Origin of the sequence: Aeromonas sp. R6-2 (assembly GCF_040908155.1) — a bacterium.
Lineage (GTDB): Bacteria > Pseudomonadota > Gammaproteobacteria > Enterobacterales > Aeromonadaceae > Aeromonas > Aeromonas schubertii.
Genome location: NZ_JBFODE010000059.1, coordinates 20,024 through 45,272, shown reverse-complemented (window position 1 = coordinate 45,272; position 25,249 = coordinate 20,024). Strand labels below are relative to the sequence as shown.

Sequence of the window (25,249 nt, the reverse complement as noted above, 5' to 3'; positions counted from 1 at the left end):
CACTTCAGGTGTTTGGCAAAGTACGCGGCGGCTTTTTTTACCAGGGCCAACTCTTCTGCTTGCTCAGCCAGTTGGCGCTTGAGTCGGACATTTTCATCGGCGAGTTGCTGCTCGCGCTCCCCCGTATCCATGAGTTGCTTGGCCTTGGTGCGCCAAGCGTAGAGCTGGGCTTCTTTGAGGCCTAATTGGATGGCGGCCTTGCTCATTCCTACGCGCTCGGCCAGAGCCAAGGCTTCTTCCTTGTATTGCTGAGAGTAACGGGTTCTGGGTGTTTTCTGTTCGATCGTTGCTTTGGTCATGATGTACCTCTGTCAGTGATTTTACTCACTTAACCAAGTGTCCATCGAGGGTGGGTTAGATTAGACTTTCTCATCCATACTGCTAGGGAATCACTCATGGAGTCGTGCCCCATGCTAGGTCGTCTGTTGCTGCTCTGGACTCTCTCGCCCCTCTGCCTTGCGGCCCCCCTGCGCCTGGTGGTGCAGGAGTTCGCCCCCTACAGCTTTGCCGGCAGTGACCATCAACCGGCAGGGGCCACGGTAGAGATGGTCAAAGAGGCGTGCAACTACTGGCCGGAGGGGTGCCAGATCACCCTGCTGCCCAATCTGAGGGCACGCAAGCAACTGGAGCTGGGGGAAGCCGACGGCATGTTCCCCCTCGCCTGGAGTGAGACAAGAGCCAGGACCCTGCGCTACTCGCTCCCCCTGTGCAAGGCGAGCTGGGGCATCTTCGCCCGCGGTGAGGAGACAGACAGGCCTCTTACCCTGGCCCGACTGGGTGACGAGCGGATCGGGGTGACCAAGGGCTCGTTTAGCGAGACCCTGCTACGCCATCTGGATGCGGCATTGCGCCAGCAAGGGCTGCCGCCGATGCGCCTCGACCTCAACGTCAACGACGACTATGCCAGCCTGCTCAAGCTGGAGCGACAGGGGCGCTACAGCCTCTACTTCTCGAACATCGATGTGGCCCTGCATCGGCTCAACCTCAACGGGGAGTCACAGATCCGGCTCTGGAAGAAGAGCCACGAGGCCAACTACTACATCGCCTTCAACCGGGAACGGGTGAGCGAAGCCAGGCTCAACGCCTTCAACCAGATCTTGAGCCGGCTCGAGGCCCAGGGCAATCTGCTGCGCCACCGGGTGCGCTGGGGACTCTCCTCCCCGCTGCCCGATCACCGGCTGCACACCCTGTTTCCCCCCGAGCCGCGACACCATCAGGCCAACTGATAGCGCCCCGGCCTGTGGTTGAGCGTCAACACCAGGTTACAGATGATGGCGGCGACCACGGACAGCAGCAGGATCCAGAGCGGCACCACGAAGAAGGAGGCGATGACGATGGCACAATCGAGCCCCATTTGCAGCTTGCCCGCCCGAAGGCCGAACCTCTCCTGAATAAAGAGCGCCAGTATGTTGAAGCCCCCGAGGCTCGATTTGTGACGGAACATGATGAGCAGCCCCATGCCGATCAGGGTGCCGCCGATGAGAGCCGCATAGACGGGCTCGATCTTGCCAATCTGCAATACGGCGTTGAGGTGATCGGTCACCCAGGAGACGGTCGCCACCGAGATGAAGGTGTTAAGGGTAAAACGCGGCCCCATCCTGAGCCAGGCCAGGGCGTAGAAGGGAAGATTGATGCCGAAAAAGATCAGGCCAAAGCTCAATCCGGTCATTTTTTGCAGCAACAGGGCCAGGCCGGCAGTGCCGCCGGTCAGTAGACCCACCTGATGAAACAGATAGATGCCAAGGGAGACGAAACCCGAGGCGGTCAGCAGGGCGAGCAGATCCTCATGCAGAGGGTGAGTGCGGTTATCCATAACGTGTTCCTGTTGGCGGCGAAGTAAAAGGGGCACAGCACTGGATCCTGTCATCAGGATCTCGTTATGGTTTCCGAGTCTATTTTCGGTGAGCAAGATCACAAGCCGACACCAAAACGCCCCAAAATGGGGCGTGTATTTTTTACGTTACAGCTATTGCACCAAGATATGGCAGGGGATGAAGCGCTGGACTCGCCTCCCCGAATCGGGTAGTACCTAAAAGAAGACTGAAGGAACCTGATTCAATGGAGTGAACCCATGATTCGTCGCCTGTTACCCCTGGGTACCCTGCTCGCCGCCCTGACCTTGCAAACCACCCACGAACTGCTCCCCCTGCTGGCCATGCTGGGCCAGGCCACCCTCTGGACGCTGCTCGAGGTGCGCCACGTCATCCGCACCCTGGACTCCCCGAAACAGGACTACCACCACCCCTTCTAAGGGAGTTCCAGAATATTTAGTTCTCTGGGTTTCCGGCACATAACCACACGATCCACTGCCCGGATAGCGACGTCCGCGATGACGACCTATGTTTCTTGGACAACACCAAGAGAACAGACCCATGGATCGCATCCTCTTCTGGGGCTCGCTTCTGCTGCTGATCGGTGCTTCTCCCCTGCACGCCGAGACCTTTCGCCAACCCCCCAGGGTCGCGACCGCCCTGCGTCAGGGTGCGGCCCTGGAGCGCAGCGATCCGCACCAGGCCATCGCTTACTATTGCGCCGCGGCACGCCTCGGTAATCCGGAGGCTTACTTTCGCATCGGCCGCCTGCTGGCCCGCGGGCCGGGCGAGATCCGCAGTCCGCGCCGGGCCAACGCCTACCTTGCCATGGCGATGCGACTGGGGAGCCAACAGGCGGGCCGTTACTACAACGACAGGGTCGGCAACGCCCCCCTCGGCAGTTGCGGTGCCGGCGGTGGCGGCACCCCCTGGGTACAACCCGGCACCCCGTTCGACATGGAGCACTACATCGCCCGCCAGTCCCTTGCCAAACAGCAGCTGGCCGAGCAGATCCGCAAGGCAGCCCTGCGCCACAGGGTCGATCCCAGGCTGGCGCTGGCCATCGCCATCACCGAGTCCAACCTCAATCCCCTTGCCGTCTCTCCCAAGCAGGCTCAGGGGGTGATGCAGCTCATCCCCGAGACCCAGGCCCGCTTCGGCGTGACCAAACCGTTCGATCCCGAACAGAACATTCGTGGCGCCATGGCCTACCTCAAGTGGCTCGAGGGAGAGTTTGGGCAGGACTGGGTTCGCATCAGCGCCGCCTATAATGCCGGCGAGAAGGCGGTGACCCGCTACGGCGGCATCCCCCCCTACCCCGAGACCCGGGACTATGTGCAGCGGGTGCTCTACTACGCCGGGCAATCCTCACACTGAGGCCTCGGCCTCCACCGCTGCCGGTGCCTCCTTGCGCCGATAACCGTTGAAATAGAGGTTGAGCAGCACCGCCGATACGGTTGCCAGCAGTATGCCGCTGTGAAGCAGGGGCTGCAGGAAGCCGGGGAAACGGGCGAAGAAGTGAGGCGAGAAGGAGGGGATCAGACCCAGCCCCAGGCTGATGGCCACCACATAGGCGTTGTAGCGGTTGTGGCTGTAGTCCACCCGGGAGAGGATGCGGATGCCGGTCGCCAGCACCATGCCAAACATGACGATCCCAGCGCCGCCCATGACGAAACTCGGCACCGAGGCGATCACCACCGCCATCTTGGGTACCAGACCGAAGAGCAGCAAGATCCCACCGGACATGACGCAGACCCAGCGACTGTGGACGCCCGTCACCCCCACCAGGCCGATGTTTTGCGAAAACGAGGTGTGGGGGAAGCTGTTGAAGAGCCCCCCTATCACGGTACCAATCCCGTCGACCCGCAGACCACGCACTATGTCGCCACGCCGGGTCGGATGACCCACTATCTCCCCCAGTGCCATAAACATGCCCATGGACTCGATGAAGGTGATGAGCATGACCACGGTCAGGGTGATGATGGCGATGGGATCGAAGGTGGGCCAGCCGAAGGCGAAGGGGCGGATGGGGGAGAACCAGGCCGCCTCCTGCAGGCCGGCGAAGCTCACCTCCCCCATCATGATGGCGATGGCGAAGCCGAAGAGGATGCCGAGCAGTACGGAGACATTGGCCATAAATCCTTTGGCAAAGCGGGTCACCAGCAGGATGAAGAGCAACACCGCCATGCTCACCCCTATGTAGCGGGGATCCCCGTAGTCGGGGTTGCCACGCCCGCCGGCGGCCCAGTCGATCCCCACCCCCATGATGCTCACCCCGATGGAGGTGATCACCACCCCGGTCACCAGGTTGGGAAAGAGGGGCATGAGCCGCCCGATCAGGGGGACGCAGAGGGTCGAGAGCACCCCGGCCGCTATGGTGGCACCGAAGATGCCGTTGAGCCCGAGATTGGGATCCGCCCCTATGGCCAGCATGGGCATGACGGCCGCGAAGGTCACCGACATGATGACCGGCAGCCGGATGCCGGCGAAGCGCCCTATCCCGAGACACTGCAGCAGGGTCACTATGCCGCAGCAGAAGAGATCGGCGCTGATGAGAAAGGCGATCTGCTCCTTGGGCAGCCCCAGGCTGCCGCCGATGACCAGGGGCACGGCGACCGCCCCCGCATACATGACCAACACGTGCTGCAGTCCCAGGGTCAGCAATTGACCGGCGGGCAGCAGGGCCTCGACTTCGTCCTCCTGATCCACAGGGGAGGGATTCACTCTCATGGGATACTCCTTGGGGGTCCCGGTGACTTGACCTGCCCGAGGCAGGCACCGGGGCTTTACAGCAAGGGTCATGCCCTCTCTGCTCACTCGAGAAGTGAGCCCCGGCTCACAGAAAGCGGGCGGGAGGCCCTATCACCCGCTCACTTTGATAGGGAGGATTATCATTCTGAGCCGACGGGGCCGCTTTGCCCCCCCTTCCCCCTTGGTTTACAATCGACGGGTTTTTTGGAACCGGGGCCAGCCCCCGGCCCCACCCCGGCCCCAGAGCGAGGGCATCACAGCCAACGCACTGAAACCAAAGAGAATTAGCCAATGGCTCAATTTATTTACACCATGAACAGGGTCGGCAAGGTCGTGCCGCCCAAGCGTCATATCCTCAAAAACATCTCCCTCTCCTTCTTCCCGGGCGCCAAGATTGGTGTCTTGGGTCTGAACGGCGCCGGTAAGTCCACCCTGCTGCGCATCATGGCCGGGCTCGACACCGAGATCGAAGGGGAAGCCCGCCCGCAGCCCGGCATCAAGATCGGCTACCTGCCCCAGGAGCCGAAGCTGGATCCGGAGCAGACCGTACGCGACGCCGTCGAAGAGGCGATGGGTGATGTGAAGCGCGCCATGGCCCGCCTCGACGAGGTCTATGCCGCCTACGCCGATCCGGACGCAGACTTCGACAAGCTGGCCAAGGAGCAGGGTGAGCTGGAAGCCATCATCCAGGCTCACGACGGCCACAACGTGGACAACCAGCTCGAGCGCGCCGCCGACGCCCTGCGTCTGCCCGCCTGGGATGCCCAGATCAAGCACCTCTCCGGGGGTGAGCGTCGCCGGGTCGCCCTGTGCCGCCTGCTGCTGGAAAAGCCGGACATGCTGCTGCTCGACGAGCCGACCAACCACCTGGACGCCGAGTCCGTGGCCTGGCTGGAGCGCTTCCTGCACGACTACGAGGGCACCGTCGTGGCCATCACCCACGACCGTTACTTCCTCGACAACGTGGCAGGCTGGATCCTGGAGCTGGACCGCGGCGAAGGTATCCCGTGGGAAGGCAACTACTCCTCCTGGCTGGAGCAAAAAGACGCTCGTCTGGCCCAGGAGGCCAGCACCGAAGCGGCTCGTCGCAAGTCCATCGAGAAGGAGCTGGAGTGGGTTCGCCAAAATCCGAAGGGTCGCCAGGCCAAGTCCAAGGCCCGTATGGCTCGCTTCGAGGAGCTCAACACCAACGACTACCAGAAGCGTAACGAGACCAACGAGCTGTTCATTCCGCCCGGGCCGCGTCTCGGCGACAAGGTGGTGGAAGTGGCCAACCTGCGCAAATCCTACGGGGATCGGGTGCTGATCGACGATCTGTCGTTCACCATTCCCAAGGGGGCCATCGTCGGCATCATAGGTCCCAACGGTGCCGGTAAGTCGACCCTGTTCCGCATGATGTCGGGCCAGGAGCAGCCGGACAGCGGCGCCATCACCCTGGGCGAGACCGTAGTGCTGGCCTCGGTGGATCAGTTCCGCGACCAGATGAACGACAAGAAGACGGTGTTCGAAGAGGTGGCCGACGGTCAGGATATCCTGCGCATCGGCAACTACGAGTTCCCGAGCCGCGCCTACATCGGCCGCTTCAACTTCAAGGGCTCCGATCAGCAGAAGCGGGTCGGCGAGCTCTCCGGGGGTGAACGGGGTCGTCTGCATCTGGCCAAGCTGCTGCAGACCGGCGGCAACGTGCTGCTGCTCGATGAACCGACCAACGATCTGGACATCGAAACCCTGCGCGCCCTGGAGAACGCCCTGCTGGAGTTCCCCGGTTGTGCCATGGTCATCTCCCACGATCGCTGGTTCCTCGACCGTATCGCCACCCACATCCTGGACTATCAGGACGAGGGCAAGATCGAATTCTTCGAAGGTAACTTTACCGAATACGAAGAGTGGAAGAAGAAGACCTATGGTGCCGAAGCGGTCCAACCGCATCGCGCCAAGTACAAGCGCATCACCAAATAAGGGATTGCCACGGCGATCTTGCAAGGGGAGCCTCGGCTCCCCTTCTTATTGCTGCCATAATGTCGGGAATAACCCAGCTTCACGAGGTCATCATGTCTGTGCCCAAACTCACCCTGCTGTTTCGGGTCGAACCCGGTTGTCTGGGGCCGGAAGGCAAGCAGCATATCGACACCTTCTGCACCCTCGCCATGCAGGTCTTTCCCCGCCTCGAGCCCGACCTGCTCAACTGGGAAATCGTACCGCGCCACGACAAGAAGCTCGACGAGATGGAGTTTCACCTGGCCGGCCGTCGCATGAGCGAGGATCAGGCGGATCAATACCTGCACCGGGCCGGCTGCGATCTCGACCACCTCAAGGAGCGCATCGACGAGACCCTGGCCATGCTGGTGGAGCGCTACCTGGACTCACTCCCCTGATAAAGCGGGAATCCGCCAGAAAAACGTTTACCCCTCGCTCATCTCACTCCCTTTTCTGTTTTGGGGTCACCCCTCATCTGTGCCAAAATGCGCGGTCGGCCACCCCGGGTGGCCGCCCCCCACACACGAAATCATTGGTAACAATAGAGATGAGTCAACCCCAACACGCCCGTGGCGGCCTGCTCGAGCGCCTCTTTGGCCTCAAGGCCCACGCCACCGATGCCAGAACCGAGGTGATCGCCGGCATCACCACCTTCCTCACCATGGTCTACATAGTGTTCGTCAACCCGCAGATCCTCTCCAATGCGGGCATGGACACCCAGGCCGTGTTCGTCACCACCTGCCTCATCGCCGGTATCGGCAGCATACTGATGGGTCTGCTCGCCAACCTGCCCATCGCCCTGGCGCCGGCCATGGGTCTCAACGCCTTTTTCGCCTTCGTGGTGGTCGGCGGCATGGGCTACTCCTGGCAGGTGGGCATGGGCACCATCTTCTGGGGCGCCGTGGGTCTGCTGATCCTCACCCTGTTTCGGGTCCGCTACTGGCTCATCGGTAACATTCCGCTCTCCCTGCGGGTCGGCATCACCGCCGGCATTGGCCTGTTGATCGCCCTGCTCGGCATGCACAACGCCGGCATGGTGGTGGCGAGCCCGGCCACCATGGTGACTGTGGGCAAACTCACCTCCCTCCCCTGCCTGCTGGGGGCGCTGGGCTTCTTCCTCATCTGTATTCTCTCCTCCAAGGGGATCCACTCGGCTGTGCTGATCGCCATCGCCGTCACCACCACCCTGGGCTGGGCCTTCGGTGATGTCACCTTCCAGGGCCTGGTCTCCCTGCCGCCGAGCATCACGCCGGTGTTCGGCCAACTCGATCTGATGGGATCGCTCGACATCGGCCTGGCCGGCGTCATCTTCTCCTTTATGCTGGTCAATCTCTTTGATTCATCGGGCACCCTGATCGGGGTGACCAACCGTGCCAAGCTGGCCGACGACAAGGGACACTTCCCGCGTATGAAGCAGGCCCTGATGGTGGACAGTGTCAGCTCGGTGGGCGGCGCCTTTATGGGCACCTCCTCCGTGACCGCCTATATCGAGAGCAGCTCCGGGGTCGCCGTGGGTGGACGCAGCGGCCTGACCGCCGTGGTGGTGGGTCTGCTGTTCCTGCTCGCCATCTTCTTCTCCCCCCTCGCCGCCATGGTACCGGCCTATGCCGCCGCCGGCGCCCTGATGTATGTGGGGGTCTTGATGTGCTCGGAGCTGACCCGGGTAGAGTGGGACGATCTGACCGAGGCCGTACCGGCCTTCATGACCACCGTCATGATGCCGTTCAGCTTCTCCATCACCGAGGGGATCGCCGTGGGCTTTATCTCCTACTGCGTGATGAAGGCGGGCACCGGCCGCTGGCGCGAGGTGAACCCCTGCGTGCTGGCCGTGGCCCTGCTCTTTATCCTCAAGTTTGTCTGGGTCGATCACTGATCCTGCGAAACGGCCGACATCATGTCGGCCGTTTTTTATGGCGCCAGGTCTTGAGCTCCACCACCTCGCAGGGGGCATCGGGCTCGGGCAACTCCAGCTGATTGTGCTGCAGGTTGCGCAATGTCTCGTGCAGCTGATAGCAACGGCTGTGCATCATGCGAGAGAGGCGCACACAGCGGTCGATGGGATTGCGAGCCAGCCGCTTCTGACAGTCGATCTCGAACTGCAGGCCGCGCAGCCGCTCTTGAAACTGGGGGTGGGCCGCCGCCACCAGCGCCTCCACCTGCTCGTGAAGCAACGCATCCAGTGCGGCTTCATCTTCCTCGGCCATGGCCTTGAGGGTATCGAAATCCGGCAGCGACATAAGCTCCCTCCCATGTCGGGGCACCCGGCCGGATGCACTTCGTCTGTTCACTTAACGAGCAATACAGCATGGGCGGCGCAGCAGGGCAATTCCCCCCCGGAGCCAGACGTTTCCCCACTTCGCAACCTCTTTTAATTCCAGCCCATAAAACATTATTTATTCAATAAGTTACCTCTTCCCCTCCCCTCTGCTTACGGTTAGACCATCTTTCTCTAAAGCCGCGTCAAATAGACCATTTTGCATACATGTACACAGCCGAGACTGGGCCGGCACAGGGCCTGCGTGCTAAGGTGTGGCCGCCACGAAACGGGAGGAGCATGAGAGTGAAATCACAGAGAACCAGAATCGGTATCGTCACCGTCAGCGACCGCGCCAGTGCCGGTGTCTACGAGGATCTGTCGGGACAAGCCATCATAGATACCCTGAGCGCCTACCTGAGCTCGGAGTGGGAGCCCGTCTATCGCCTCATCCCCGACGAGCAGCCCCTGATAGAGCAGACCCTGACTGCCCTGGCAGACGAGGAGGAGTGCTGCCTCATCGTCACCACGGGGGGCACGGGGCCAGCCAAACGTGACGTGACCCCGGAAGCTACCGAGGCGGTGTGCGATCGCATGATGCCGGGCTTTGGGGAGCTGATGCGCGCCGAGTCCCTCAAGTTTGTACCCACCGCCATCCTCTCGCGCCAGACCGCAGGCCTGCGCGGTGACACTCTGATCGTCAACCTGCCGGGCAAGCCCAAGTCGATCCGCGAGTGCCTCGACGCCGTCTTCCCCGCCATCCCCTACTGCATCGATCTGATGGAGGGGCCCCGTCTGGAGTGTGACGAGAGCGTCATCAAGCCGTTTCGCCCCAAGAAATGAGAAAGAGCGCCATCAGGCGCTCTTCTTGTCTCGACTCAGCGGCGGCCGAAGACCTTGACCCCGGCCTTGCTCCCTTCCGCGTTGCCATAGACCTCGATCTTCTTGACGCAGCGACGGGTGCCCAGAGATTTCCACTCTGTCTCCTGCTCCTTGTCCATCTCCCTGTCAAAACGCACGGTACGAGTGCGATCGTCCCCATAGGTCACCACCAACCGATCCAGGGTCAGCTCCCGCTCGGCCTTGACCTTGACGTACTTGGTGGGGCGGCAGAGCACCAGCGGGATGACGGCCCCCCTGTCCCCCATGCCGAGCAATATGGTACGACCCAGGGTGAACTGATCGTCGGCCAGAGCCTGCGGGGCGGCCAGCAGCGTGGCCAACATGAAAGCGTACTTGGACAAGAAAAAGCCCTCCGGAAAATGGAGGGCCATTCTACTCCCTGAAGCTAAACCGGGGCTGTACCATACAGCCCCTATTCAGCTCAGCGGTCGCTCCACATGGGGGAGACACGCTCTTCCAGGGTATCCTGCTGGTCGTAGGGCAGGTCACTGAAGAAGTCGAGACCGGTCTGCTGCTCCACATCGCGTACCGAGACACGGTAGTTGGCCAGCTGGCTCATGGGCACATCCTCCTGGGGCAGGATGAAGGCGATGGCCTGCAGGCGGTAGGGATCCATCACCACCTTGTAGTAGGCACTCGGGATGCCGACCCCATTACCGATGGAGTCCTCGTTGCCGGTGAAGATGGGGCCAGTGATGACCTGGACATCGCCACGGGCGATGGCCCAGTTACGCACCTTCTCCTCCAGGATGCGCCACGCCTTCTGGTTGAGGGCGGGCAGTTGCGGCGTCATGTTGGAGAGCAAGAAGCTCTGCTTCATGGTGGTGGCGGTGGCGGCCATGTCGGCAGCCGGAGCCTGGTGGCCACGGTCATAGCCAGAGCGTTTGTAATCGGCCAGGGTGGCACGGTAGGCCACCGGGATCTCCTTGTCCTCGGCGAAGGCATCTTTACGCTTGGTCGGGCCCTGGGCGCTCTCGCTGGTCATCTGGTAAGAGACCCAGTCAGCGACCTTGTAGTCATAGTTGTAGCCGACCGCATAGCCGACACGACACAACTTCTGACTCGATTCGGACGGAATGCCGAAGCGCACATGCTCTCCACAGGCAAAGCCCGCCGCCAGCAGGGGGGCGGAGCCGAGAGAGAGGGTGACAGCCAGAACCAATTTATTGATTTTTATCATTTTTGTATTGCTCCAGTTTAGTAGGCGGAGCAATTTGACACGAGATCAGACCAGTGCATCAATTGCAGTTTTTTTACACATTTCGAAACTGTGACTGGCCCCCGATATCCGGCTGAACAGACGTTAATATGCTTTAAATCAGCGAGTTGATAAGTGAGATACTGCTTGGTTTAGCCCACCGCTTTCGCAGCCGGCCCACTTGGCACCAATTTAATCAAACAAGCCACCTCGATTAATTGAGTTCGTATCGCACCCTCCCCTTTTCACGCATCATCGATCACCCCCTTGGGGGTAGTACCCCATCATAACCACAATACATGGTCACCTCACTCACTCCTCCCTCGTGGAGGCACGCTCATTTTTGTTATCGGATAGGGATATGAAGATCAACGCCTGCTGGCTCACCACGACACTGCTGCTCTCCTCCACCACCTTCGCCGCCCCCCACTGGGGCTACGCCGGCGCCGAAGGGCCCGAGCACTGGGCCAGCCTCACCCCGGAATTTGCCGCCTGCAGCGGCCACAACCAGTCACCGGTCGACATCAAGGGCACCATCAAATCGGCCCTGGCGCCGCTCACCCTCCACTACCAGACGGGGGCCACTGCCCTGGTCAACAATGGTCACACGATACAGGTCGACTATGCCCCGGGCAGCACGCTCACCCTGGACGGGCAAGCCTTCACCCTCAAACAGTTTCACTTTCACGCCCCGAGCGAAAACCTGATCCAGGGTCGCCACTATCCCCTCGAGGCGCACCTGGTCCACGCCAGCGAGCAAGGGGCGCTGCTGGTGCTGGCGGTCATGTTCGAGGTGGGGGCAGGCAATCCCCTGCTCACCACGGCATGGCGTCAGATCCCGACGCAATCAGGCACGACGGCTACCCTGACTCGGCCCCTCGATGTGCGAGCCCTGCTACCCCGGAACCTCGATTACTATCGCTTCAACGGCTCGCTCACCACGCCACCCTGCAGCGAGGGGGTGCGCTGGCTGGTGCTCAAGCACCCCGTCACCGCCAGTCAGGCACAGATCGACGCCTTCAAAGCGGTGATGCACCACCCCAACAACCGGCCGGCGCAGCCTCTGGGCGCCCGCACCATTCTGGAATAAAAAAGAGGGCCGAACGGCCCTCTTTTCATGGTGTCACTTCCCTCAGGCGTGTGGCCAGCGCCGGAAGATGAGGGAGGTGTTGATGCCACCAAAGGCGAAGTTGTTGGACATCAGGTATTCGATCTCCGGCAGCTCGCGGCCCGCCCCCGTGATGTGATCGAGGGGGGCACAGGCGGGATCCGGGTGGGCGAGGTTGAGGGTTGGGGCAAACCAGCCATCGTGCATCATCTCCAGGGCGAGCCAGGCCTCGATGGCGCCGCAGGCTCCCAGGGTGTGGCCGAAGTAGCTCTTGAGAGACGAGATGGGGGTCTGGTCACCGAAGATGGCGGCGGTCGCCTGGCTCTCGGCAATGTCGCCGCGCTCGGTGGCGGTGCCATGGGCACTGATGTAACCGATCTGCTCGGGGGTCAGCCCTGCCTGATCCAGCGCCATCTGCATGCACAGCTGCATGGTCTGGCTCTGGGGCTGGGTGACGTGGGCCGCGTCGCAGTTGGTGGCAAAGCCCACCAGCTCGGCGATGATGGGGGCGCCGCGCGAGAGGGCGTGCTCCAGCTCCTCCAGCACCAGGGTGCCGGCCCCCTCACCGATGACCAGACCGTCGCGATCCCGGTCAAAGGGGCGCGGGCTAAGCTCGGGGGTGTCGTTGAGCTGACTGGTGGCGAACAGGGTGTCGAACACCACGGCCTCCGACGGGCAGAGCTCCTCGGCGCCGCCCGCCACCATCACTGTCTGGTAGCCGTGACGGATCGCCTCATAGGCATACCCAATCCCCTGGCTGCCGGAGGTGCAGGCGCTGGAGGTGGGGATGACCCGACCGCGCAGGCCGAAGAAGAGACCGGTATTGACCGCCGCCGTATGGGGCATCATCTGCACATAGGTGGTGGCGGTGATGCTGGCGGTGGTCTTGTCGTTGAGCATGGCGCCAAAGGCGCTGATGGGGGCCGTGCTGCCGGTGGAGGAGCCGTAGGCGATGCCGGTGCGGCCATCGGTCAGCACAGGATCACTCAGCAGCCTGGCCTGCTCCAGCGCCAGCTCGGTGGCGACGGTAGACATCTCTGAGACGCGACCCATGGCGCGGGTCTTCTTGCGCGGATAGTGGGCCGGCAGGGAGAAATCGGTGATGGGGGCCGCCAGCCGGGTGTTGAGCCCGTCGTAGACGGCCCACTGGGGCATGGTTACCACGGCGCTGCGTCCTGCCTGCAGGCGCGCCTTCACGCGGGCCCAGTCGTTGCCAAAGGCGGTCACACCGGCCATGCCGGTGACGACGACACGTCGGTTCATATCAGGCCTCCGTTGATGGAAATCACTTGCCGGGTCACGTAGCCGGCGATGTCGGACATCAGGTAGGAGACCAGACCCGCCACCTCGTCCGCCTGTCCCATCCGCTTGAGGGGGATCATCTTGAGTGCCTCGCTCTCTACCTCGGGACTCACCATGCCGGTGTCGATAAGGCCGGGGGCCACGCAGTTGACCGTAATACGCCGCTTGGCCAGCTCCAGTGCCAGCGCCTTGGTGGCGCCGATGAGGCCCGCCTTGGAGGCGCTGTAGTTCACCTGGCCACGGTTGCCCATGATGCCGGAGACCGACGACAGGGTGACGATGCGCCCGCCGCGGCGCAGCCCGATCATCGGCATGATGCAGGGCTTGAGCAGGTTATAGAAGCCGTCGAGGTTGGTGTGGATGACGTCGTCCCACTCCCCGTCCGTCAGGGCCGGGAAGGCGCCGTCGCGCACGATACCGGCGTTGCAGACCACGCCGTAGTAGGCGCCGTGCTGCTCGATGTCGGCCTCGAGGCGCGCACGGCACTGCTCCCTGTCGCCGATATCGAACTGGATCAGGCGCCCGCTCCCGCCCTGGGCGACGATCTCATCGAGGGTCCCTTGGGCGCCCTGCTGATCCCCGTGATAGTGGACCACCACGGCAAAGCCGTCGGCGGCCAGTTTCAGGGCGATGGCCCGGCCAATCCCCTTGCTGGCGCCGGTTACCAATACGGTCGAGTTCATTGTTTCTGCTCCAGTAAATCTGTCAGTTGGGCCGCCGTGGGCTGGTAGGTGCTCAGGCGCGCCTTGGCGCACAGGGTCTCACCTTGCAGGATGCGGCACTCGAAGCTGGCCATGCCGGCGTCCTGCAGCAGGCAGTGCGCCTCGATGCGCAGCAGGCTGCCGGCGGCAAAGGTGGGCAGCTGGCTCTCGTATTTGCGGGTGCCGAGCAGCATGCCGATGCGCACCGGCTCGCTACGCTGATGCGCCTGCAAGCCGGCCCAGGCGGCGATGGCCTGGGCCATCAGCTCGATGCCGCACCAGCCGGGCAGATTGCCCTGTGCATCGAGCAGCAGGGCGTGCCGCTCCCCCACCCGGGTCTCGCAGCTGATGCTCTGGGGATCAGACGCAATGACGCGATCGAGCAGCAACATGGGCGCCTGGTGGGGCAGCAGTTGTTCTATGGGAGGAAAAGTCATGGCGCCTCTTTGCCAAAGATAAGGCTGACGTTGTTGCCACCGAAGGCAAACGAGTTGGACATGATGATGCGGGACGCCCCGGCCTCCCTGACCAGCGTCAGCGGGGCCAGGCGCGGGTCTTGCGCTTCCCCCTGCGGGGGCAGCGGCAGGGCGCGCTCCAGGAGCAGGCAGCAAAGGGCCGCCTCGGTGGCCCCGGCCGCCCCCAGGGTGTGGCCGGTCAGCACCTTGGTAGAGCTCACCGCCACCCCGTGGGGGAAGAGGCGCGACAGGGCCAGGCTCTCCATCTCGTCATTGAGACGGGTGGCGGTACCGTGGGCGTTGACGTAGTCGATGCGCTCGGCCTCGAGACCGGCGCGCGCCAGCGCCATGCGCATGGCCCGCTCGGCCCCTTCCCCTTGCGGGTGCGGCGCCGAGATGTGCCAGGCATCCGACGACTCCCCATCCCCCAGCAGGGCCAGGGGGGCGGGATCGCGGCTCACCAGAAACAGGGCCGCTCCTTCGCCGATGTTGATGCCGTCGCGCCCCGCAGCAAACGGACGGCAGCGCCGCTCGCTCAAGGACTCCAGGCTGTCGAAACCGTTCAGGGTGAGGCCGCACAGGGCGTCGGCGCCGCCGACCAGGGCCATATCGGCCTGGCCACTCTCGAGCAGGCGGCGCGCCGTGATAAAGGCCCGTGCGCTCGACGAACAGGCGGTCGAGAGGGTCATCGCCGGTCCCAGTATGCCCAGATGCTCGGCAAGAAAGGTCGACGGGGATCCCAGCTCCTGCTGGGCATAGTCGAAGCGGGGCGACATCGCTTCACCTCTTAGCTGCGCCGCCACGGCTTCCTCGGCCTCGCCGATGCCGGAGGTGCTGGTGCCGAGCACCAGGGCTACCCGATCCGCGCCCACCCGGCTGATGGCCGCGCTCACCTCGGCGTCGATATCGGCCAGGGCGGCGAGCAGCAATTGGTTGTTGCGCGAGTCGTGGCGGGGCTGCGCCACCTCGGGCAGCGGATCGCTCACCCGCCCCACCGGCGAGGTGCGGCCATCGACCAGGGTCCAGCGCTCTTTATCAAGGGGGCTCTCACCCCGGCTATGCCACGCACTCAGGGCGTCGCACACCGCCGCCTTGCCGCGGCCGAGGGCATTGATGAGGCTGTAGGCGTGAATGTAGAGGGTCATGGGGCCAGGCTCTCCAGTGTCAGGGCATAGCCGAAGCGGTGCTGGGTCAGGCTGACCGGCTCGCGCTGGCCCTGCCAGGTTTGATAGTGGATCTCGGTGACCAGCTCTCCGGCGGGGTCGGTGAGGCGCCGGACATCTCCCTCGTCCTTGAGCTGCCAGCCGGCGGGCAGGCGGGGCTGCCAGTCGGCCACGGGCCAGTAGCAGAGCATGACATCCGCCAGCACCTGGGCGGGGGGCGGCAGGGCGTTACCCGGCAGAGGCAGCAGGCGCTCGCTATGAATGCCGCTTCGATCGTAACGCACCTTGAACAGGCGTGCCCCGGTGGGCATCAGGCCGACCAGGGTGATCCCCTGCGGGCCCGCCTCCAGGGCGGTGAGCAGCTGGTACTGCTTGCCCTGGGCGCTGGCCCGTAGCAGTTGCTGGCGGGTGAGAGGCTCGGCCAGGGTGGGCGCCGGCAACGACAGGGGGACGTTCGGGGCGATAAAGGCCTCCACCCCCTGCCGGCTGCTGCAGCCGCCCAGCAGCAACAGCAAACACATCAGATATCTCATCATGACTCCGCAGCCGGCCGCGGGGCCAGCACCATGGGCGATAACAAAAACGCGGTAAAGATCCCGCCGCTCAGCACTATGCCAAAGCCGGCGATGGCCGGGGTGTGGCTAAGCGCCAGCAGGCCGAAGGCCAGCAGGGTGGTGAGGTGGGCGAGCAAAATGGCCAGCAGGGTCGACTGCTGGCGCCCCGGATCCTCGCCGCAGTGGGCGAAGAAGAGGCCGTAGTCGATGCCGATGCCGAAGATGAGGCCGAGCGCCAGCACCCCGAAGAGGGTCAGCGGCTGCTGGCTGAAACCGAGCAGGGCCAGTCCCATGGCGATGGCCAGGGCGTTGACCAGCAGGATCCGCGCCGCGACGCGCCAGCCGACGCGCCGCCAGAGCAGCCCGGTCACCAGCAATACCGCCACCAGCAGCAGCTCGGCCAGCTTGAGGCGATAGTCGGCGAAGAGCTGGCTCCACTGGCTGCGCTGATCCTGCCACACCACGCCATCCAGTTCGGTGGCGAGGTTGGCCAGGGCGGCGGCGTCGTGAATACCGGCAAGCGGCACCCAGATGCCGACCCGGCCGTCAGGCAAGGCATGCCAGAGCAACCGGCTCCCTTCGCTGACCGGGCTCGCCAGCCAGGCTTCGGGGGTGAGCGGCGAGAAGGGGCGCGTCTTGGCCTCCACCGGCAGGCCGGCCCCCTGGAGCGCCGCGATGACGCCTGGTTGCAGCTTCGCGATGGCGTGATGGTCCCCCTGCTGGCGCGCCCGGGAGGGGAGCCACTGGCTGATGGCAACGAAGTGATCCAGCTGCCCGCGCTGGCGGGCCTGCTCGAGGTGGCCAGCCAGGGTCTCGAGGCGGGTGAGGGCCTGCTCGCCATCGCGCCCGACCACCAGATAGCCGGTCATGCCCCCCTGCTGGCCGGTCAGCTGCTGGATCTGGCGCTCCTGTGCCTGCAACTGGTGCGGCAGGGGTTGCAGCTTCTGGATGTCGTCATCCACCACCAGGCGACTCACGCCGATGGCGCTGACGACGAGCGCCAGCAGCGGCAGCCAGCGGCGCAGGCCTGCAGGCGCGCGCCAGGCGGCAATCCAGCGCGCCTGCCAGCGGCGGATGGGGAGCGGCCCCTGCGACAACTCCCCGAGCCAGGCCGGGAAGAGCAGCAGCACCGTCAGGAAGGCGGCCAGCAGGCCGGCCAGGGCGCAGACCGCCAGCTGCTGCAGCCCCGGGAAGGGGGCGAGCCAGAGCAGGGCATAACCGATGAGGGTGGTGAGCAGGGCCAGGCTCAGGCCCGGCAGCAGGTGGGCGCGGGTCTGGGCCGGCGTCTCGTGGCCGTGCAGGCGCCGCTCGCTCATGAAGTGGAGCGCATAGTCGATGGAGATGCCGATGAGGCTGGTGCTGATCACCAGGGTGAAGACGTGGATCTCCCCAAACACCAGCAGCACGGCGCCGAGTCCCCACAGCATCCCCATGGCCAGCGGCAACAGGGAGAGCAGCAGGGCCCGCAGGGAGCGAAACGCCAGCCAGATGAGCAGCACCACCCCAAAGAGCGACCCCAGGCCGATGGTGGAGATATCCTGCTCGGCCAGGGTGCTGGCGTGCTGGCTATAAAACAGGGTGCCGCGACGCAGCAGCTCGGCCCCGGGGTAGTCCTGTTTCAGCGCATCTTCGGCGCGGGTCAGCTCGGCCAGCAGCTGCCGGTTACGGGCCATGTCGAAGGCCGAGAGGTTGAGCTCGGCGCGCACCAGATACCAGCGCCGGCCATCGGGCCCTTGAGCACTCAACCAGCCCTGTTCGCCAAGCTGCATCGGGCTCTTTTGCTCGAGCACGGCCGCGCGGGTCAGCAACATGGGGTCTGCCTGCCACTCGGCCCAGGAGACGCCGCCGAAGGGGGAGTAGATCTGCCCCAGCACCCACTGGCTCCAGACGCTGGCGCCCCCCGCCAGCCGTGCCCGGGCGGCCGGGGTGAGGTGCTGCCACGCCATCTGCTGCAGATAGGCTTGCCAGGCTCCCGCGAGCTCGGGCTGAGCCCCCTTCACCTGCGCCAGGGCGTCGATGGCTTGCAGCCGCCGGCTCCACCCGGTTGCGGCCGCCTCCCCGTCCTTGCCAGGGGGCAGGCTCACCAGCCACACCAGCTGCCGGTCCAGATTGGCAAGCAGCCCGGCCCGCAGCTCGGGGTGCCACTGCTGATGCTCCTCTTTGGGCAGCAGATCCATCACGCTGGTGTTGAAACGAGCGCGGGGCAGGGCCAGCGCCAGGGCGATGCAGACCGCCACGCAGAGCAGCAGCCAGGCCCGCCCCAGCAGGCGCCAGTGTCGTTCAGTGAGCATCAAAGCGGGACTGCTCCTCGGCGCTCAGTGGCAGGGGCTTGAGCTGCCAGTTGGAAAAGCGGATCAGGGTGACATCCCCCTGCCTGTCGTGGATGGCCAGCGACCTGAGCTCATGACTCCCCGTGAGCACCAGGGTGGCGAAGACCTTGTCGAGGGGGGCGCGGATGGGCTCAAGCGTCAGGGTCCACTCCTCTCCCTCGCTGGTGAGGGTGTGACGAAAATAGCTCGCCAGGGCCGCTTCGCTCGGGTCAAACAGGGCCAGCATCAGGTTGCTGAACTCCAGCAGCTGGGGGTTTTCCAGGGTCTGGGCCGGTTGGCCTGGCAACTGCTGCACCATGCGGGTCGGGGTGAGCGTCAGGGTCAGGGGAAAGGGTTTTTGCTGCTGCCACCAGAGCCCCTGGCCCTTGACCAGCAGGATCTCGCCGCCGGATCGCAAGGGTTGGCTCAGGCCGCTTATCTGGCGCTCCTGCTCGAAGCAGGCGCTGCGGGCATCGGCAGCGGTGAGCTGGCGCTGCACCTCGGCCAGGGTGATCTGACCGGCCAGCAGGGGCCAGGGGAGCAGGGCCAGCAGCAGCCAGAGGCACTTTCTCACTCTGTCACCCCCAGCTTGTCGAGCAGCACCCGGGGCGAGGCGAGGCACATCTCGCCGCTCTCCTTGCTGACCGCCACCTGCACCGTGTAACCCTTGCTGGTGCGTTGATGGGTCGCGGGATCGTAGAGCAGGTAGTCAATCTTGAGGCGGTTCTGATACTCCGCCAGGGTGGCACGCACTCGCACCGTCTGGCCAAAACGCAGGGGCGCCACGTACTTCATGCGCACGTCGATGACCGGCCAGAGGTAGCCGGAGGCCTCCATCTGCGGGTAGTTGTAGTCGATGCGATCGAGCAGGGCGCAGCGGGCCAGCTCGATGTAACGCAGGTAGTGGCCGTGCCAGGCGACGGCCATCATGTCCACGTCGTGAAACGGGACTGTGACGTCGACTTCGGCGCTCAGTTGCCAGGGTTCAGCCATGGGGCACCTCGTCATAGAGCGGGTAGTGACGGGCCTGCAGGCGCTCCATCAGGGCGCGCAGCTCGGCCTCCAGCGGGCGATCTTCAGTCAGGAAGGGGTGATCCCGGCGCACCGCCTCCACCGTGTGAGCCAGCGCCGGGCTAAGGGCGCCTGGCCCCTTGCCCTGCAGGGCGAGACGCAGCTCCACCCCCTGCACCGCAGCCAGCAGGCTGGCACTGGCCACCTGCTCGGTCAGGGTCAGCACCCGCAGGGCGTCGCGGGCCGCGATGGTGCCCATGCTCACCTTGTCCTGATTGTGGCACTCGGTGGAGCGGGAGAAGACGCTGGCGGGCATGGTGTGCTTGAGGGCCTCGGCGGTCCAGGCGGAGGCGCCGATCTGCACCGCCTTGAAGCCGTGGTTGATGAAGCGCAGCGATTCACTGGCACCCGAGAGGTTGCTCGGCAGCCCCTGATTGAACTTGGTGTCCACCAGCTGGGCCAGCTGGCGGTCGAGCAGATCGGCCAGGTTGGCCACCGCCACCTTCATGCTGTCCATGGCCATGGCGATGTGGCCGCCGTAGAAGTGACCGCCGTGCATCACATGCTCCCCGTCACCGTCGATAAGGGGGTTGTCGTTGGCGCTGTTGAGCTCGTTTTCGATGAGCTGGCGCCACCAGGGCAGGCTGTCGGCCACCACGCCGATGACGTGGGGGGCGCAGCGCAGGGAGTATCTGTCCTGCAGCCGGTTGCTGTGGTGGGGCAGCTCGCCGCTTTGCAGATCCGCGCGCAGCCAGGCGGCGATCTGCTGCTGGCCCGGGTGGGGCTTGGCGGCAAACAGGCGCTCGTCGAAGTGGAAGGCGTTGCCCTCCATGGCCACGCTCACCAGCGCCGTGATGCGGGTACACAGGCGCATCAGGTAGTCGCAACGGGCGAAGGCGAGGCAGGCGAGCGCCGTCATCACGGAGGTGCCGTTCATCAGCGCCAGTCCCTCTTTCGGGCGCAGCTTGAGGGGGCTCATGCCGAGCTCCCGATAGAGATCCGCCGCCCCCATCAGCTGGCCGTCCCGATAGAGATCGCGCTCTCCCACCAAGGCCGCCGCCACATAGGAGAGGGGGGTCAGATCGCCGCTGGCACCGACCGAGCCCTCCTCGGGAATGCGCGGCAGAAGATCTTGCTCCAGCAGCCAGGTGAGGCGCTCGAGCAGGGTAACGCTGACCCCGGAGACCCCCTGCGCCAGGGAGTTGAGGCGGGTGGCCAGCACGGCGCGGGTGGCGGCCGGGCTGAGATTTTCGCCCAGGCCACAGCCGTGGAAACGGGTCAGGTGCAAAGGCAGGGCATCGACCAGATCCAGGGGCACGGCGCGGGTGACCGAGTCACCGTAGCCGGTGGTGACCCCGTAGATGACCCCCTCGTCGGCCAGCAGCCGGTCCAGGTAGTCGGCCCCGCGCTGGATGCGGGCACGAAAGGCGGGCTCGGGGTTGAGCGTCGGGGTGGCGCGGCGCTCGGCCAGGGCGACCACCTCTTCAATGGTGAGGGGACGGGCCCCGAATACGATCTCGTGCATACCTTGCTCAATCCTGCTCATCGGTCAGATGCCAAAAGTCAAAGAAGTTGAACCACTCCAGCGGCGCCCGCAGGCAGTGGTATTCCAGCCGGTCGGCGTAGTGTTGCACCCTGGCCTCGAGGCGCTGCTGGCGCTCGGCACGGGGCAGGGGCAGGCCATCGGCAAAGGGCTCGAAATGGACCCGAAAACGCCCCTGCTCGCGCAACCCGAACATCAGATAGGTGGGGCAGCCGAGCACCGCCGACAGGGCAAAGGGGCCCAGAGGAAAGGGCGCCCTCTCCCCGAGAAACTCGGCCCAGACCACCCGTTTTTCTTTGGTCACCGAGGTGCGATCCCCCACGATCACCACCCACTCCCCCGCCTCGATGCGGGATTTGAGCATGATGGCGGTATCGGGACCGAGCGCCTGCACCTGTACCAGATTGAGGCCCGCATCGGGGTTTACCTCTTGCATCAGGGCATTGAAGCGGGCGGCGTGGCGGGTGAAGACCAGGGCCGTGATGCGCACCCCCTGCTCCTGGCTACCGAGGGCGCGGCACAGCTCCAGGTTACCCAGGTGCGAACCGATGATAAGCGCCCCCTGACCTCGGGCGGCCTCGTAGTGCTCGCGGTTGACCAGCTCGATATCGTCGAGACGGATGTCGCCGCGCCAGGCGGCCAGCTTGTCGAGGGCCGCCTCGCCAAAGCGCAGGAAGTGGCGCAGGCTCCCCACCCGCTCGGGCAGGGGATGGCCAAGCGCATGGGCGCGGGCGGAGAGGCGGGCCAGATAGTCGCGGGAGGCCTCGCGCTGGCGGCGACCGGTCAGCCAGAAGTAGGCGATGACCGGCAGCGAGATCACCCGAAAGCCGGGGCGTCCGAGCAGTTGGTAGCTCCACAGCAGGGTGCGGATGCCGAGCAGGGTGCCACGCTCGGGGGTACGCGACCAGTGTGCCCTCCCCCGGTCCAGCAGCCGCCTGGGCCAGCGCAGCAGGTGGACGGCGCCATCGCGCAGCAGGGTCAATACCAGCCGGGTGTGCATCCAGGAGATGCGCAGGTTGTCGTGCAGCGGATTGAAGTGGGAGAGGCCATCCTCGGGATAGTGCACCTTCACCGGGATAAAGCGCACCGGTACCCCGCGCCAGTGCAGGCGCACCATCACCTCGATATCAAAATCCATCCGCTCCCCGAGGGCGCACTGCTCGAGCAGATCGCAGCTCGTCGCCACCGGATAGACCCGCAGGCCACACATGCTGTCTCTTATCTCGAACGAGAGGGTCTCTATCCAGACCCAGACATGGGTCAGGTAGCGGCCATAGCGTCGCCCCTTGGGCACCGACTCATCGTACTGGGGGGCGCCGGAGATGAGCGCCTCGGGATAACGCTGTGCCTCGGCCAGCAGATCCGGCAGGCGGGCAAGATCGTGCTGGCCATCCGCATCGACCTGCAGGGCGTGACTAAAACCCCGTTCCCTGGCTGCCTGCAGGGCCGTTTTGACCGCCCCGCCCTTGCCCCGGTTACGCTCATGGCGCAGCAGGGTGACCCAGGTGGCATGCTCGGCCGCCAGCTGGTCCAGCAGATTGGCGGCAACCGGTTCGCTGCCATCGTCCACCAGCAGGCAGGGCAGGCCGAGGGGGGCGAGCTCAATCAGCACGCCGGCAAGGGGCGCGGCATGGTTGTAGCAGGGGATAATCAGGCAGGGCGTCACGATACCTTGACCCGTCCACTGCTCGCCAGGGGCAGCTCTGCCTGGGCCTCGGCGCAGCCGACCCGGTACTCAAAACGCAGCTGGCCGTCCTCTTGTCTTTGCAACCTCAGCCAGCACTGCTCATCCGGGCGCAGGGGACGCTGAAACTTGAGCTGATCCATCCCCTGAAATTGCCCATCAAGCAGCTTTTCCTCGCGGGCGAAGTGAATGGCCAGGTGCAGCTGGGCGACCCCGGGCAACAGGGGGGCACCGGGGAAGTGGCCACTAAACCAGGGCAGGCCGGCGTCAAGGCGCAGCAGCAGCTGCACGCCGTCGGAGGTGACCTGACGCGCCAGCTGCGTGGGAAGCAGTGAAATATCCATCAGGAGTGTTCTCCGGGTTGTTCGGGGGCCGGCAGGGTGAAGGCGCGGCGCAGCGCGACGCCATCGCGCTTGCCGGCGCCGGTGAGAGGTAAAGCCTCAAAGAGTCTGAGACTGCGCGGCAACGCCACCGGCTCGAGCCAGGGGCGCAGCCGTTGGCGCAGGGCCAGCAAGAAGGCGCCGTGACCGAGGCGGGCAAGACTCGCCCTCCCCTCCGGGGTCAACACCAGGGCAGCCCCCAGGATCTGGCGTCCCCCCTGCTCGAGGGGCAGGACGGCGGCATCAGACACCTCATCGAGGGCCAGGAGACGTTGCTCCACCTCGTCGAGAGAGATGCGTTTCTCCTCGACCTTGATGATGCGATCCAGGCGGCCCAGCAGGCGAAACTGTCCCGGCTCGCCACACAGGGCGATGCGATCGCTCCCGCGCCAGGGGGCGGGCTCATCCATAAAGGGGGAGCTCAGCAGCAGGGCTTGCCGCTCGTCACAGCCGACATCGACCCCGGGGAAGGGGGTCCAGGAGCAATCCGGGCCGCGGCTCTGGCGCCAGCCGATGCCGCCGGTCTCGCTGCTGCCGTAGATCTCCACCGGCAAGGAACCGAGCCGGGCGGCGCACTGGCGCGCATCCTCATACGCGAGGGGGCCACCGGAGGAGGCCACCCACCGGCAACCGGAGGCATTCAGAGCCTCGCCGAGACGCGAGAGAAACGCCGGCGAGCTGACCAGAGCCCAGCTCTGGCACTGGCCAGGCAGCTGCTCCGGGTAGTCGGTCTGGCGACGGGCAAACGGCACGCCAAGGCTCAGCGGCAGCAGGATGCGAAACAGCAGGCCGTAGATATGCTGATGGCTGACGCTGGCAAAGAGACGGGCGCCCGTGAGGGCGGCGCCCCACAGGGCCCCCTGCACCCGCACCTCCGCCTCGATCAGAGACCAGGGCTTGGGGATGGCCTTGGGCTGGCCGCTCGAGCCCGAGGTGTAGAGGGTGAGGGTCGGGGCCAGGGAGGGGGCGTGCCAGCTCATGGGCTGTGCGTCGTCGCCAGCCAAGTTATCGACCCGCAGCTCGGGACAGGGCAGCGAGAGCGCCTCATCGCAGATCACCCCCTCGAAGGCCTCTTGCTCGAGCAGCTCCTGCAGGGCGGCCACGCGCAGATGGCCTGGCAGCACCACTTGGTGACCGGCCAGGGCACAGGCCAGCAGGGCAACGGTGAAGTGATAGCTGTCGCTCATGCAGAGCGCCCAGCGGGTCGTAGTGCCAACCTGCAGCTGACCGGCCAACGTCAGGGCCGCGCGGCGCAGGGTCTCCAGCGTGACGTCACCCTGGGCACCGAATGCGACGATACGCTCCCCATCGGCCTGCAGCAGTTCATCCAGCAGGGTCATGGCTCACCCCGTCTCATTACCCGTTGCCGGACCAGCCACTCGCCGCCCATCAGGGCACCCATCAGCAGATAGCTGACAAGGCCGTTGTAGAGGCTCCAGAGCGCAAGGTCCCCCTGCCAGATGGTCCAGGCGGAGAGGGCGCCGTTGGCGATGAAGAAGAGGCACCACACCTGCGTCACCTTGCGGGTGTAGCGAATCCCCTGCTCGGGCAAATCCGGCGTGGAGAGCCGAGCCAGCCGCTCCACCAGGGTCATGGGCTGGCGCAGACTCGCGCCAAACAGGGCCAGCAGGGTGGCATTGACCGCCAGCGGGTAGTAGAGCAGCCAGTCATGCTCGCGAAACCAGAGGTTCAGCCCCACCAGCAGCAGGCCGATGGCCCCGAGCCAACGCGTGACCCATTGCCAGGCCGGCGGCATCGCCGAGCCGGCGATGAGACGAATGGCAAACAGCGGCAACAGCAGCAGCGGCAGCCACTCCCCCCTCCCCGAGACGACACTGAGGTAGACCAGCAGGGGATAGAGCAGCAGCAGAGCGCCCGCCAGCAGGTTGGCTCGCCCCATTACTCTGCGAGCAAGCGCTCGACCGCGTCGACCACGTCGGCGACGGTGCGCACCGACTTGAACTCCTCCGGCTTGATCTTCTTGCCGGTCAGCTTCTGCAGATGCACCACCAGATCGATGGCGTCGATGCTGTCGAGCTCGAGTTGCTGATAGAGCTGGGCATCCAGGGTCACGGCCTCGGGATCGATCTCGAACAGCTCGACCAGGGCATTGCGGATCTCGTTGAAGATATCGTCTCTGGTCAT

Annotated in this window: 27 protein-coding genes and 1 pseudogene; 8 read left to right on the top strand and 20 right to left on the bottom strand. The window is 64.8% G+C overall.

Annotated features, from left to right (window positions below; translation table 11 throughout):
- Window positions 1-299 (bottom strand): annotated as a pseudogene (locus tag AB5Y48_RS15850) (transposase); the annotation flags it as partial.
- 111 nt (window positions 300-410) lie between these two features.
- Here AB5Y48_RS15850 and AB5Y48_RS15845 point away from each other — a divergent pair.
- Window positions 411-1,226, top strand: coding sequence for a substrate-binding periplasmic protein (locus AB5Y48_RS15845; RefSeq protein WP_368165080.1), 816 nt, complete (start codon window positions 411-413; stop codon window positions 1,224-1,226).
- Here the strand turns inward: AB5Y48_RS15845 and AB5Y48_RS15840 are convergent.
- Window positions 1,214-1,813: a YitT family protein gene (locus AB5Y48_RS15840; RefSeq protein WP_050666709.1), complete on the bottom strand. Its 600-nt coding sequence runs from the start codon at window positions 1,811-1,813 to the stop codon at window positions 1,214-1,216. The genes AB5Y48_RS15845 and AB5Y48_RS15840 overlap by 13 nt on opposite strands.
- A gap of 258 nt (window positions 1,814-2,071) precedes the next feature.
- Here AB5Y48_RS15840 and AB5Y48_RS15835 point away from each other — a divergent pair, with 258 nt between their 5' ends.
- A complete protein-coding gene (locus AB5Y48_RS15835; protein WP_050666708.1) occupies window positions 2,072-2,251 on the top strand; it encodes a hypothetical protein in 180 nt (59 codons plus the stop codon).
- A gap of 121 nt (window positions 2,252-2,372) precedes the next feature.
- Window positions 2,373-3,188 (top strand): lytic transglycosylase domain-containing protein, encoded by an 816-nt coding sequence (locus AB5Y48_RS15830; protein ID WP_368165079.1) that lies wholly within the window; start codon window positions 2,373-2,375, stop codon window positions 3,186-3,188.
- Here the strand turns inward: AB5Y48_RS15830 and AB5Y48_RS15825 are convergent.
- Window positions 3,180-4,541, bottom strand: coding sequence for a nucleobase:cation symporter-2 family protein (locus AB5Y48_RS15825; protein WP_050666706.1), 1,362 nt, complete (start codon window positions 4,539-4,541; stop codon window positions 3,180-3,182). The genes AB5Y48_RS15830 and AB5Y48_RS15825 overlap by 9 nt on opposite strands.
- 312 nt (window positions 4,542-4,853) lie before the next feature.
- Between AB5Y48_RS15825 and ettA the strand changes: the two genes are divergently transcribed.
- From ettA to AB5Y48_RS15810, 3 genes are all read left to right on the top strand, one after another.
- Window positions 4,854-6,521, top strand: a complete 1,668-nt coding sequence (gene ettA / locus AB5Y48_RS15820; RefSeq protein ID WP_136614105.1) for an energy-dependent translational throttle protein EttA — start codon at window positions 4,854-4,856, stop codon at window positions 6,519-6,521.
- A gap of 92 nt (window positions 6,522-6,613) precedes the next feature.
- On the top strand, window positions 6,614-6,937 hold the full coding sequence (locus tag AB5Y48_RS15815; RefSeq protein WP_050666704.1) for a hypothetical protein: 324 nt from the start codon (window positions 6,614-6,616) through the stop codon (window positions 6,935-6,937).
- Between the two features lie 149 nt (window positions 6,938-7,086).
- Window positions 7,087-8,412, top strand: a complete 1,326-nt coding sequence (locus tag AB5Y48_RS15810) for an NCS2 family permease (protein WP_050666703.1) — start codon at window positions 7,087-7,089, stop codon at window positions 8,410-8,412.
- A gap of 19 nt (window positions 8,413-8,431) precedes the next feature.
- Here the strand turns inward: AB5Y48_RS15810 and AB5Y48_RS15805 are convergent, their stop codons facing one another.
- Window positions 8,432-8,776 carry a DUF3135 domain-containing protein gene (locus AB5Y48_RS15805; RefSeq protein WP_060587182.1) on the bottom strand — a complete coding sequence of 115 codons (345 nt, stop codon included), beginning with the start codon at window positions 8,774-8,776 and terminating at the stop codon, window positions 8,432-8,434.
- 323 nt (window positions 8,777-9,099) lie between these two features.
- Here AB5Y48_RS15805 and mog point away from each other — a divergent pair, with 323 nt between their 5' ends.
- Complete coding sequence (mog, locus tag AB5Y48_RS15800) at window positions 9,100-9,636, top strand: molybdopterin adenylyltransferase (RefSeq protein ID WP_368165077.1); 537 nt, start codon at window positions 9,100-9,102, stop codon at window positions 9,634-9,636.
- Window positions 9,637-9,671: 35 nt separating this feature from the next.
- On the opposite strand, the gene AB5Y48_RS15795 is transcribed toward mog, so the two are convergent.
- A complete protein-coding gene (locus AB5Y48_RS15795; protein ID WP_224160292.1) occupies window positions 9,672-10,019 on the bottom strand; it encodes a DUF2541 family protein in 348 nt (115 codons plus the stop codon).
- Window positions 10,020-10,117: 98 nt separating this feature from the next.
- Entirely contained in the window at window positions 10,118-10,876 is a 759-nt protein-coding gene (locus tag AB5Y48_RS15790) for a DNA/RNA non-specific endonuclease (RefSeq protein WP_050666699.1), read from the bottom strand.
- A gap of 379 nt (window positions 10,877-11,255) precedes the next feature.
- Here AB5Y48_RS15790 and AB5Y48_RS15785 point away from each other — a divergent pair, with 379 nt between their 5' ends.
- Entirely contained in the window at window positions 11,256-11,984 is a 729-nt protein-coding gene (locus tag AB5Y48_RS15785; protein ID WP_060587186.1) for a carbonic anhydrase, read from the top strand.
- 42 nt (window positions 11,985-12,026) lie between these two features.
- Here AB5Y48_RS15785 and AB5Y48_RS15780 read toward each other — a convergent pair whose 3' ends face one another.
- The 14 genes from AB5Y48_RS15780 to AB5Y48_RS15715 are packed head-to-tail and all read right to left on the bottom strand — an operon-like array spanning window position 12,027 to window position 25,249.
- Window positions 12,027-13,265: a beta-ketoacyl-ACP synthase gene (locus AB5Y48_RS15780; RefSeq protein WP_050666697.1), complete on the bottom strand. Its 1,239-nt coding sequence runs from the start codon at window positions 13,263-13,265 to the stop codon at window positions 12,027-12,029.
- Window positions 13,262-13,987 (bottom strand): 3-ketoacyl-ACP reductase FabG2, encoded by a 726-nt coding sequence (locus tag AB5Y48_RS15775; protein ID WP_050666696.1) that lies wholly within the window; start codon window positions 13,985-13,987, stop codon window positions 13,262-13,264. Before AB5Y48_RS15775 ends, AB5Y48_RS15780 begins: the two co-directional genes overlap by 4 nt.
- The gene (locus AB5Y48_RS15770; protein WP_368165074.1) at window positions 13,984-14,442 is read right to left on the bottom strand and encodes a thioester dehydrase; all 459 of its coding nucleotides are present in this window, start codon (window positions 14,440-14,442) and stop codon (window positions 13,984-13,986) included. The genes AB5Y48_RS15775 and AB5Y48_RS15770 overlap by 4 nt, the downstream gene beginning before the upstream one ends.
- Window positions 14,439-15,605: a beta-ketoacyl-[acyl-carrier-protein] synthase family protein gene (locus AB5Y48_RS15765; protein WP_368165072.1), complete on the bottom strand. Its 1,167-nt coding sequence runs from the start codon at window positions 15,603-15,605 to the stop codon at window positions 14,439-14,441. Before AB5Y48_RS15765 ends, AB5Y48_RS15770 begins: the two co-directional genes overlap by 4 nt.
- Entirely contained in the window at window positions 15,602-16,156 is a 555-nt protein-coding gene (locus AB5Y48_RS15760; RefSeq protein WP_153006750.1) for a DUF3261 domain-containing protein, read from the bottom strand. Before AB5Y48_RS15760 ends, AB5Y48_RS15765 begins: the two co-directional genes overlap by 4 nt.
- Window positions 16,156-18,468: an MMPL family transporter gene (locus AB5Y48_RS15755; RefSeq protein WP_368165071.1), complete on the bottom strand. Its 2,313-nt coding sequence runs from the start codon at window positions 18,466-18,468 to the stop codon at window positions 16,156-16,158. The genes AB5Y48_RS15760 and AB5Y48_RS15755 overlap by 1 nt, the downstream gene beginning before the upstream one ends.
- Window positions 18,458-19,060, bottom strand: coding sequence for an outer membrane lipoprotein carrier protein LolA (locus tag AB5Y48_RS15750; RefSeq protein WP_368165069.1), 603 nt, complete (start codon window positions 19,058-19,060; stop codon window positions 18,458-18,460). The genes AB5Y48_RS15755 and AB5Y48_RS15750 overlap by 11 nt, the downstream gene beginning before the upstream one ends.
- Complete coding sequence (locus tag AB5Y48_RS15745; RefSeq protein ID WP_368165068.1) at window positions 19,057-19,479, bottom strand: acyl-CoA thioesterase; 423 nt, start codon at window positions 19,477-19,479, stop codon at window positions 19,057-19,059. Before AB5Y48_RS15745 ends, AB5Y48_RS15750 begins: the two co-directional genes overlap by 4 nt.
- Window positions 19,472-21,043, bottom strand: coding sequence for a histidine ammonia-lyase (gene hutH, locus AB5Y48_RS15740; RefSeq protein WP_368165066.1), 1,572 nt, complete (start codon window positions 21,041-21,043; stop codon window positions 19,472-19,474). The genes AB5Y48_RS15745 and hutH overlap by 8 nt, the downstream gene beginning before the upstream one ends.
- Window positions 21,030-22,706 carry a glycosyltransferase gene (locus AB5Y48_RS15735; RefSeq protein WP_368165064.1) on the bottom strand — a complete coding sequence of 559 codons (1,677 nt, stop codon included), beginning with the start codon at window positions 22,704-22,706 and terminating at the stop codon, window positions 21,030-21,032. Before AB5Y48_RS15735 ends, hutH begins: the two co-directional genes overlap by 14 nt.
- Window positions 22,703-23,068 (bottom strand): hypothetical protein, encoded by a 366-nt coding sequence (locus AB5Y48_RS15730; protein WP_050666687.1) that lies wholly within the window; start codon window positions 23,066-23,068, stop codon window positions 22,703-22,705. Before AB5Y48_RS15730 ends, AB5Y48_RS15735 begins: the two co-directional genes overlap by 4 nt.
- The gene (locus tag AB5Y48_RS15725; protein WP_368165062.1) at window positions 23,068-24,444 is read right to left on the bottom strand and encodes an AMP-binding protein; all 1,377 of its coding nucleotides are present in this window, start codon (window positions 24,442-24,444) and stop codon (window positions 23,068-23,070) included. Before AB5Y48_RS15725 ends, AB5Y48_RS15730 begins: the two co-directional genes overlap by 1 nt.
- Window positions 24,441-25,004, bottom strand: a complete 564-nt coding sequence (locus tag AB5Y48_RS15720) for a hypothetical protein (RefSeq protein WP_368165060.1) — start codon at window positions 25,002-25,004, stop codon at window positions 24,441-24,443. The genes AB5Y48_RS15725 and AB5Y48_RS15720 overlap by 4 nt, the downstream gene beginning before the upstream one ends.
- Entirely contained in the window at window positions 25,004-25,249 is a 246-nt protein-coding gene (locus AB5Y48_RS15715) for an acyl carrier protein (protein WP_050666684.1), read from the bottom strand. The genes AB5Y48_RS15720 and AB5Y48_RS15715 overlap by 1 nt, the downstream gene beginning before the upstream one ends.

Coding starts and splice junctions, on each gene's coding strand:
- AB5Y48_RS15765 (WP_368165072.1), bottom strand. CDS start 15,605: ATGACCCTCTACATTCACGCCTACAGCCTCATCAATGCCCTCGGCCGC.
- AB5Y48_RS15780 (WP_050666697.1), bottom strand. CDS start 13,265: ATGAACCGACGTGTCGTCGTCACCGGCATGGCCGGTGTGACCGCCTTT.
- hutH (WP_368165066.1), bottom strand. CDS start 21,043: ATGAGCAGGATTGAGCAAGGTATGCACGAGATCGTATTCGGGGCCCGT.
- AB5Y48_RS15795 (WP_224160292.1), bottom strand. CDS start 10,019: ATGTTGGCCACGCTGCTGGCCGCCCCGCAGGCTCTGGCCGACGATCAG.
- AB5Y48_RS15805 (WP_060587182.1), bottom strand. CDS start 8,776: ATGTCGCTGCCGGATTTCGATACCCTCAAGGCCATGGCCGAGGAAGAT.
- AB5Y48_RS15840 (WP_050666709.1), bottom strand. CDS start 1,813: ATGGATAACCGCACTCACCCTCTGCATGAGGATCTGCTCGCCCTGCTG.
- ettA (WP_136614105.1), top strand. CDS start 4,854: ATGGCTCAATTTATTTACACCATGAACAGGGTCGGCAAGGTCGTGCCG.
- AB5Y48_RS15770 (WP_368165074.1), bottom strand. CDS start 14,442: ATGACTTTTCCTCCCATAGAACAACTGCTGCCCCACCAGGCGCCCATG.
- AB5Y48_RS15730 (WP_050666687.1), bottom strand. CDS start 23,068: ATGGATATTTCACTGCTTCCCACGCAGCTGGCGCGTCAGGTCACCTCC.
- AB5Y48_RS15835 (WP_050666708.1), top strand. CDS start 2,072: ATGATTCGTCGCCTGTTACCCCTGGGTACCCTGCTCGCCGCCCTGACC.
- AB5Y48_RS15810 (WP_050666703.1), top strand. CDS start 7,087: ATGAGTCAACCCCAACACGCCCGTGGCGGCCTGCTCGAGCGCCTCTTT.
- AB5Y48_RS15725 (WP_368165062.1), bottom strand. CDS start 24,444: ATGACCCTGCTGGATGAACTGCTGCAGGCCGATGGGGAGCGTATCGTC.
- AB5Y48_RS15825 (WP_050666706.1), bottom strand. CDS start 4,541: ATGAGAGTGAATCCCTCCCCTGTGGATCAGGAGGACGAAGTCGAGGCC.
- AB5Y48_RS15785 (WP_060587186.1), top strand. CDS start 11,256: ATGAAGATCAACGCCTGCTGGCTCACCACGACACTGCTGCTCTCCTCC.
- AB5Y48_RS15715 (WP_050666684.1), bottom strand. CDS start 25,249: ATGACCAGAGACGATATCTTCAACGAGATCCGCAATGCCCTGGTCGAG.
- AB5Y48_RS15760 (WP_153006750.1), bottom strand. CDS start 16,156: ATGAGATATCTGATGTGTTTGCTGTTGCTGCTGGGCGGCTGCAGCAGC.
- AB5Y48_RS15775 (WP_050666696.1), bottom strand. CDS start 13,987: ATGAACTCGACCGTATTGGTAACCGGCGCCAGCAAGGGGATTGGCCGG.
- AB5Y48_RS15790 (WP_050666699.1), bottom strand. CDS start 10,876: ATGATAAAAATCAATAAATTGGTTCTGGCTGTCACCCTCTCTCTCGGC.
- AB5Y48_RS15845 (WP_368165080.1), top strand. CDS start 411: ATGCTAGGTCGTCTGTTGCTGCTCTGGACTCTCTCGCCCCTCTGCCTT.
- AB5Y48_RS15720 (WP_368165060.1), bottom strand. CDS start 25,004: ATGGGGCGAGCCAACCTGCTGGCGGGCGCTCTGCTGCTGCTCTATCCC.
- AB5Y48_RS15830 (WP_368165079.1), top strand. CDS start 2,373: ATGGATCGCATCCTCTTCTGGGGCTCGCTTCTGCTGCTGATCGGTGCT.
- AB5Y48_RS15755 (WP_368165071.1), bottom strand. CDS start 18,468: ATGCTCACTGAACGACACTGGCGCCTGCTGGGGCGGGCCTGGCTGCTG.
- AB5Y48_RS15815 (WP_050666704.1), top strand. CDS start 6,614: ATGTCTGTGCCCAAACTCACCCTGCTGTTTCGGGTCGAACCCGGTTGT.
- AB5Y48_RS15745 (WP_368165068.1), bottom strand. CDS start 19,479: ATGGCTGAACCCTGGCAACTGAGCGCCGAAGTCGACGTCACAGTCCCG.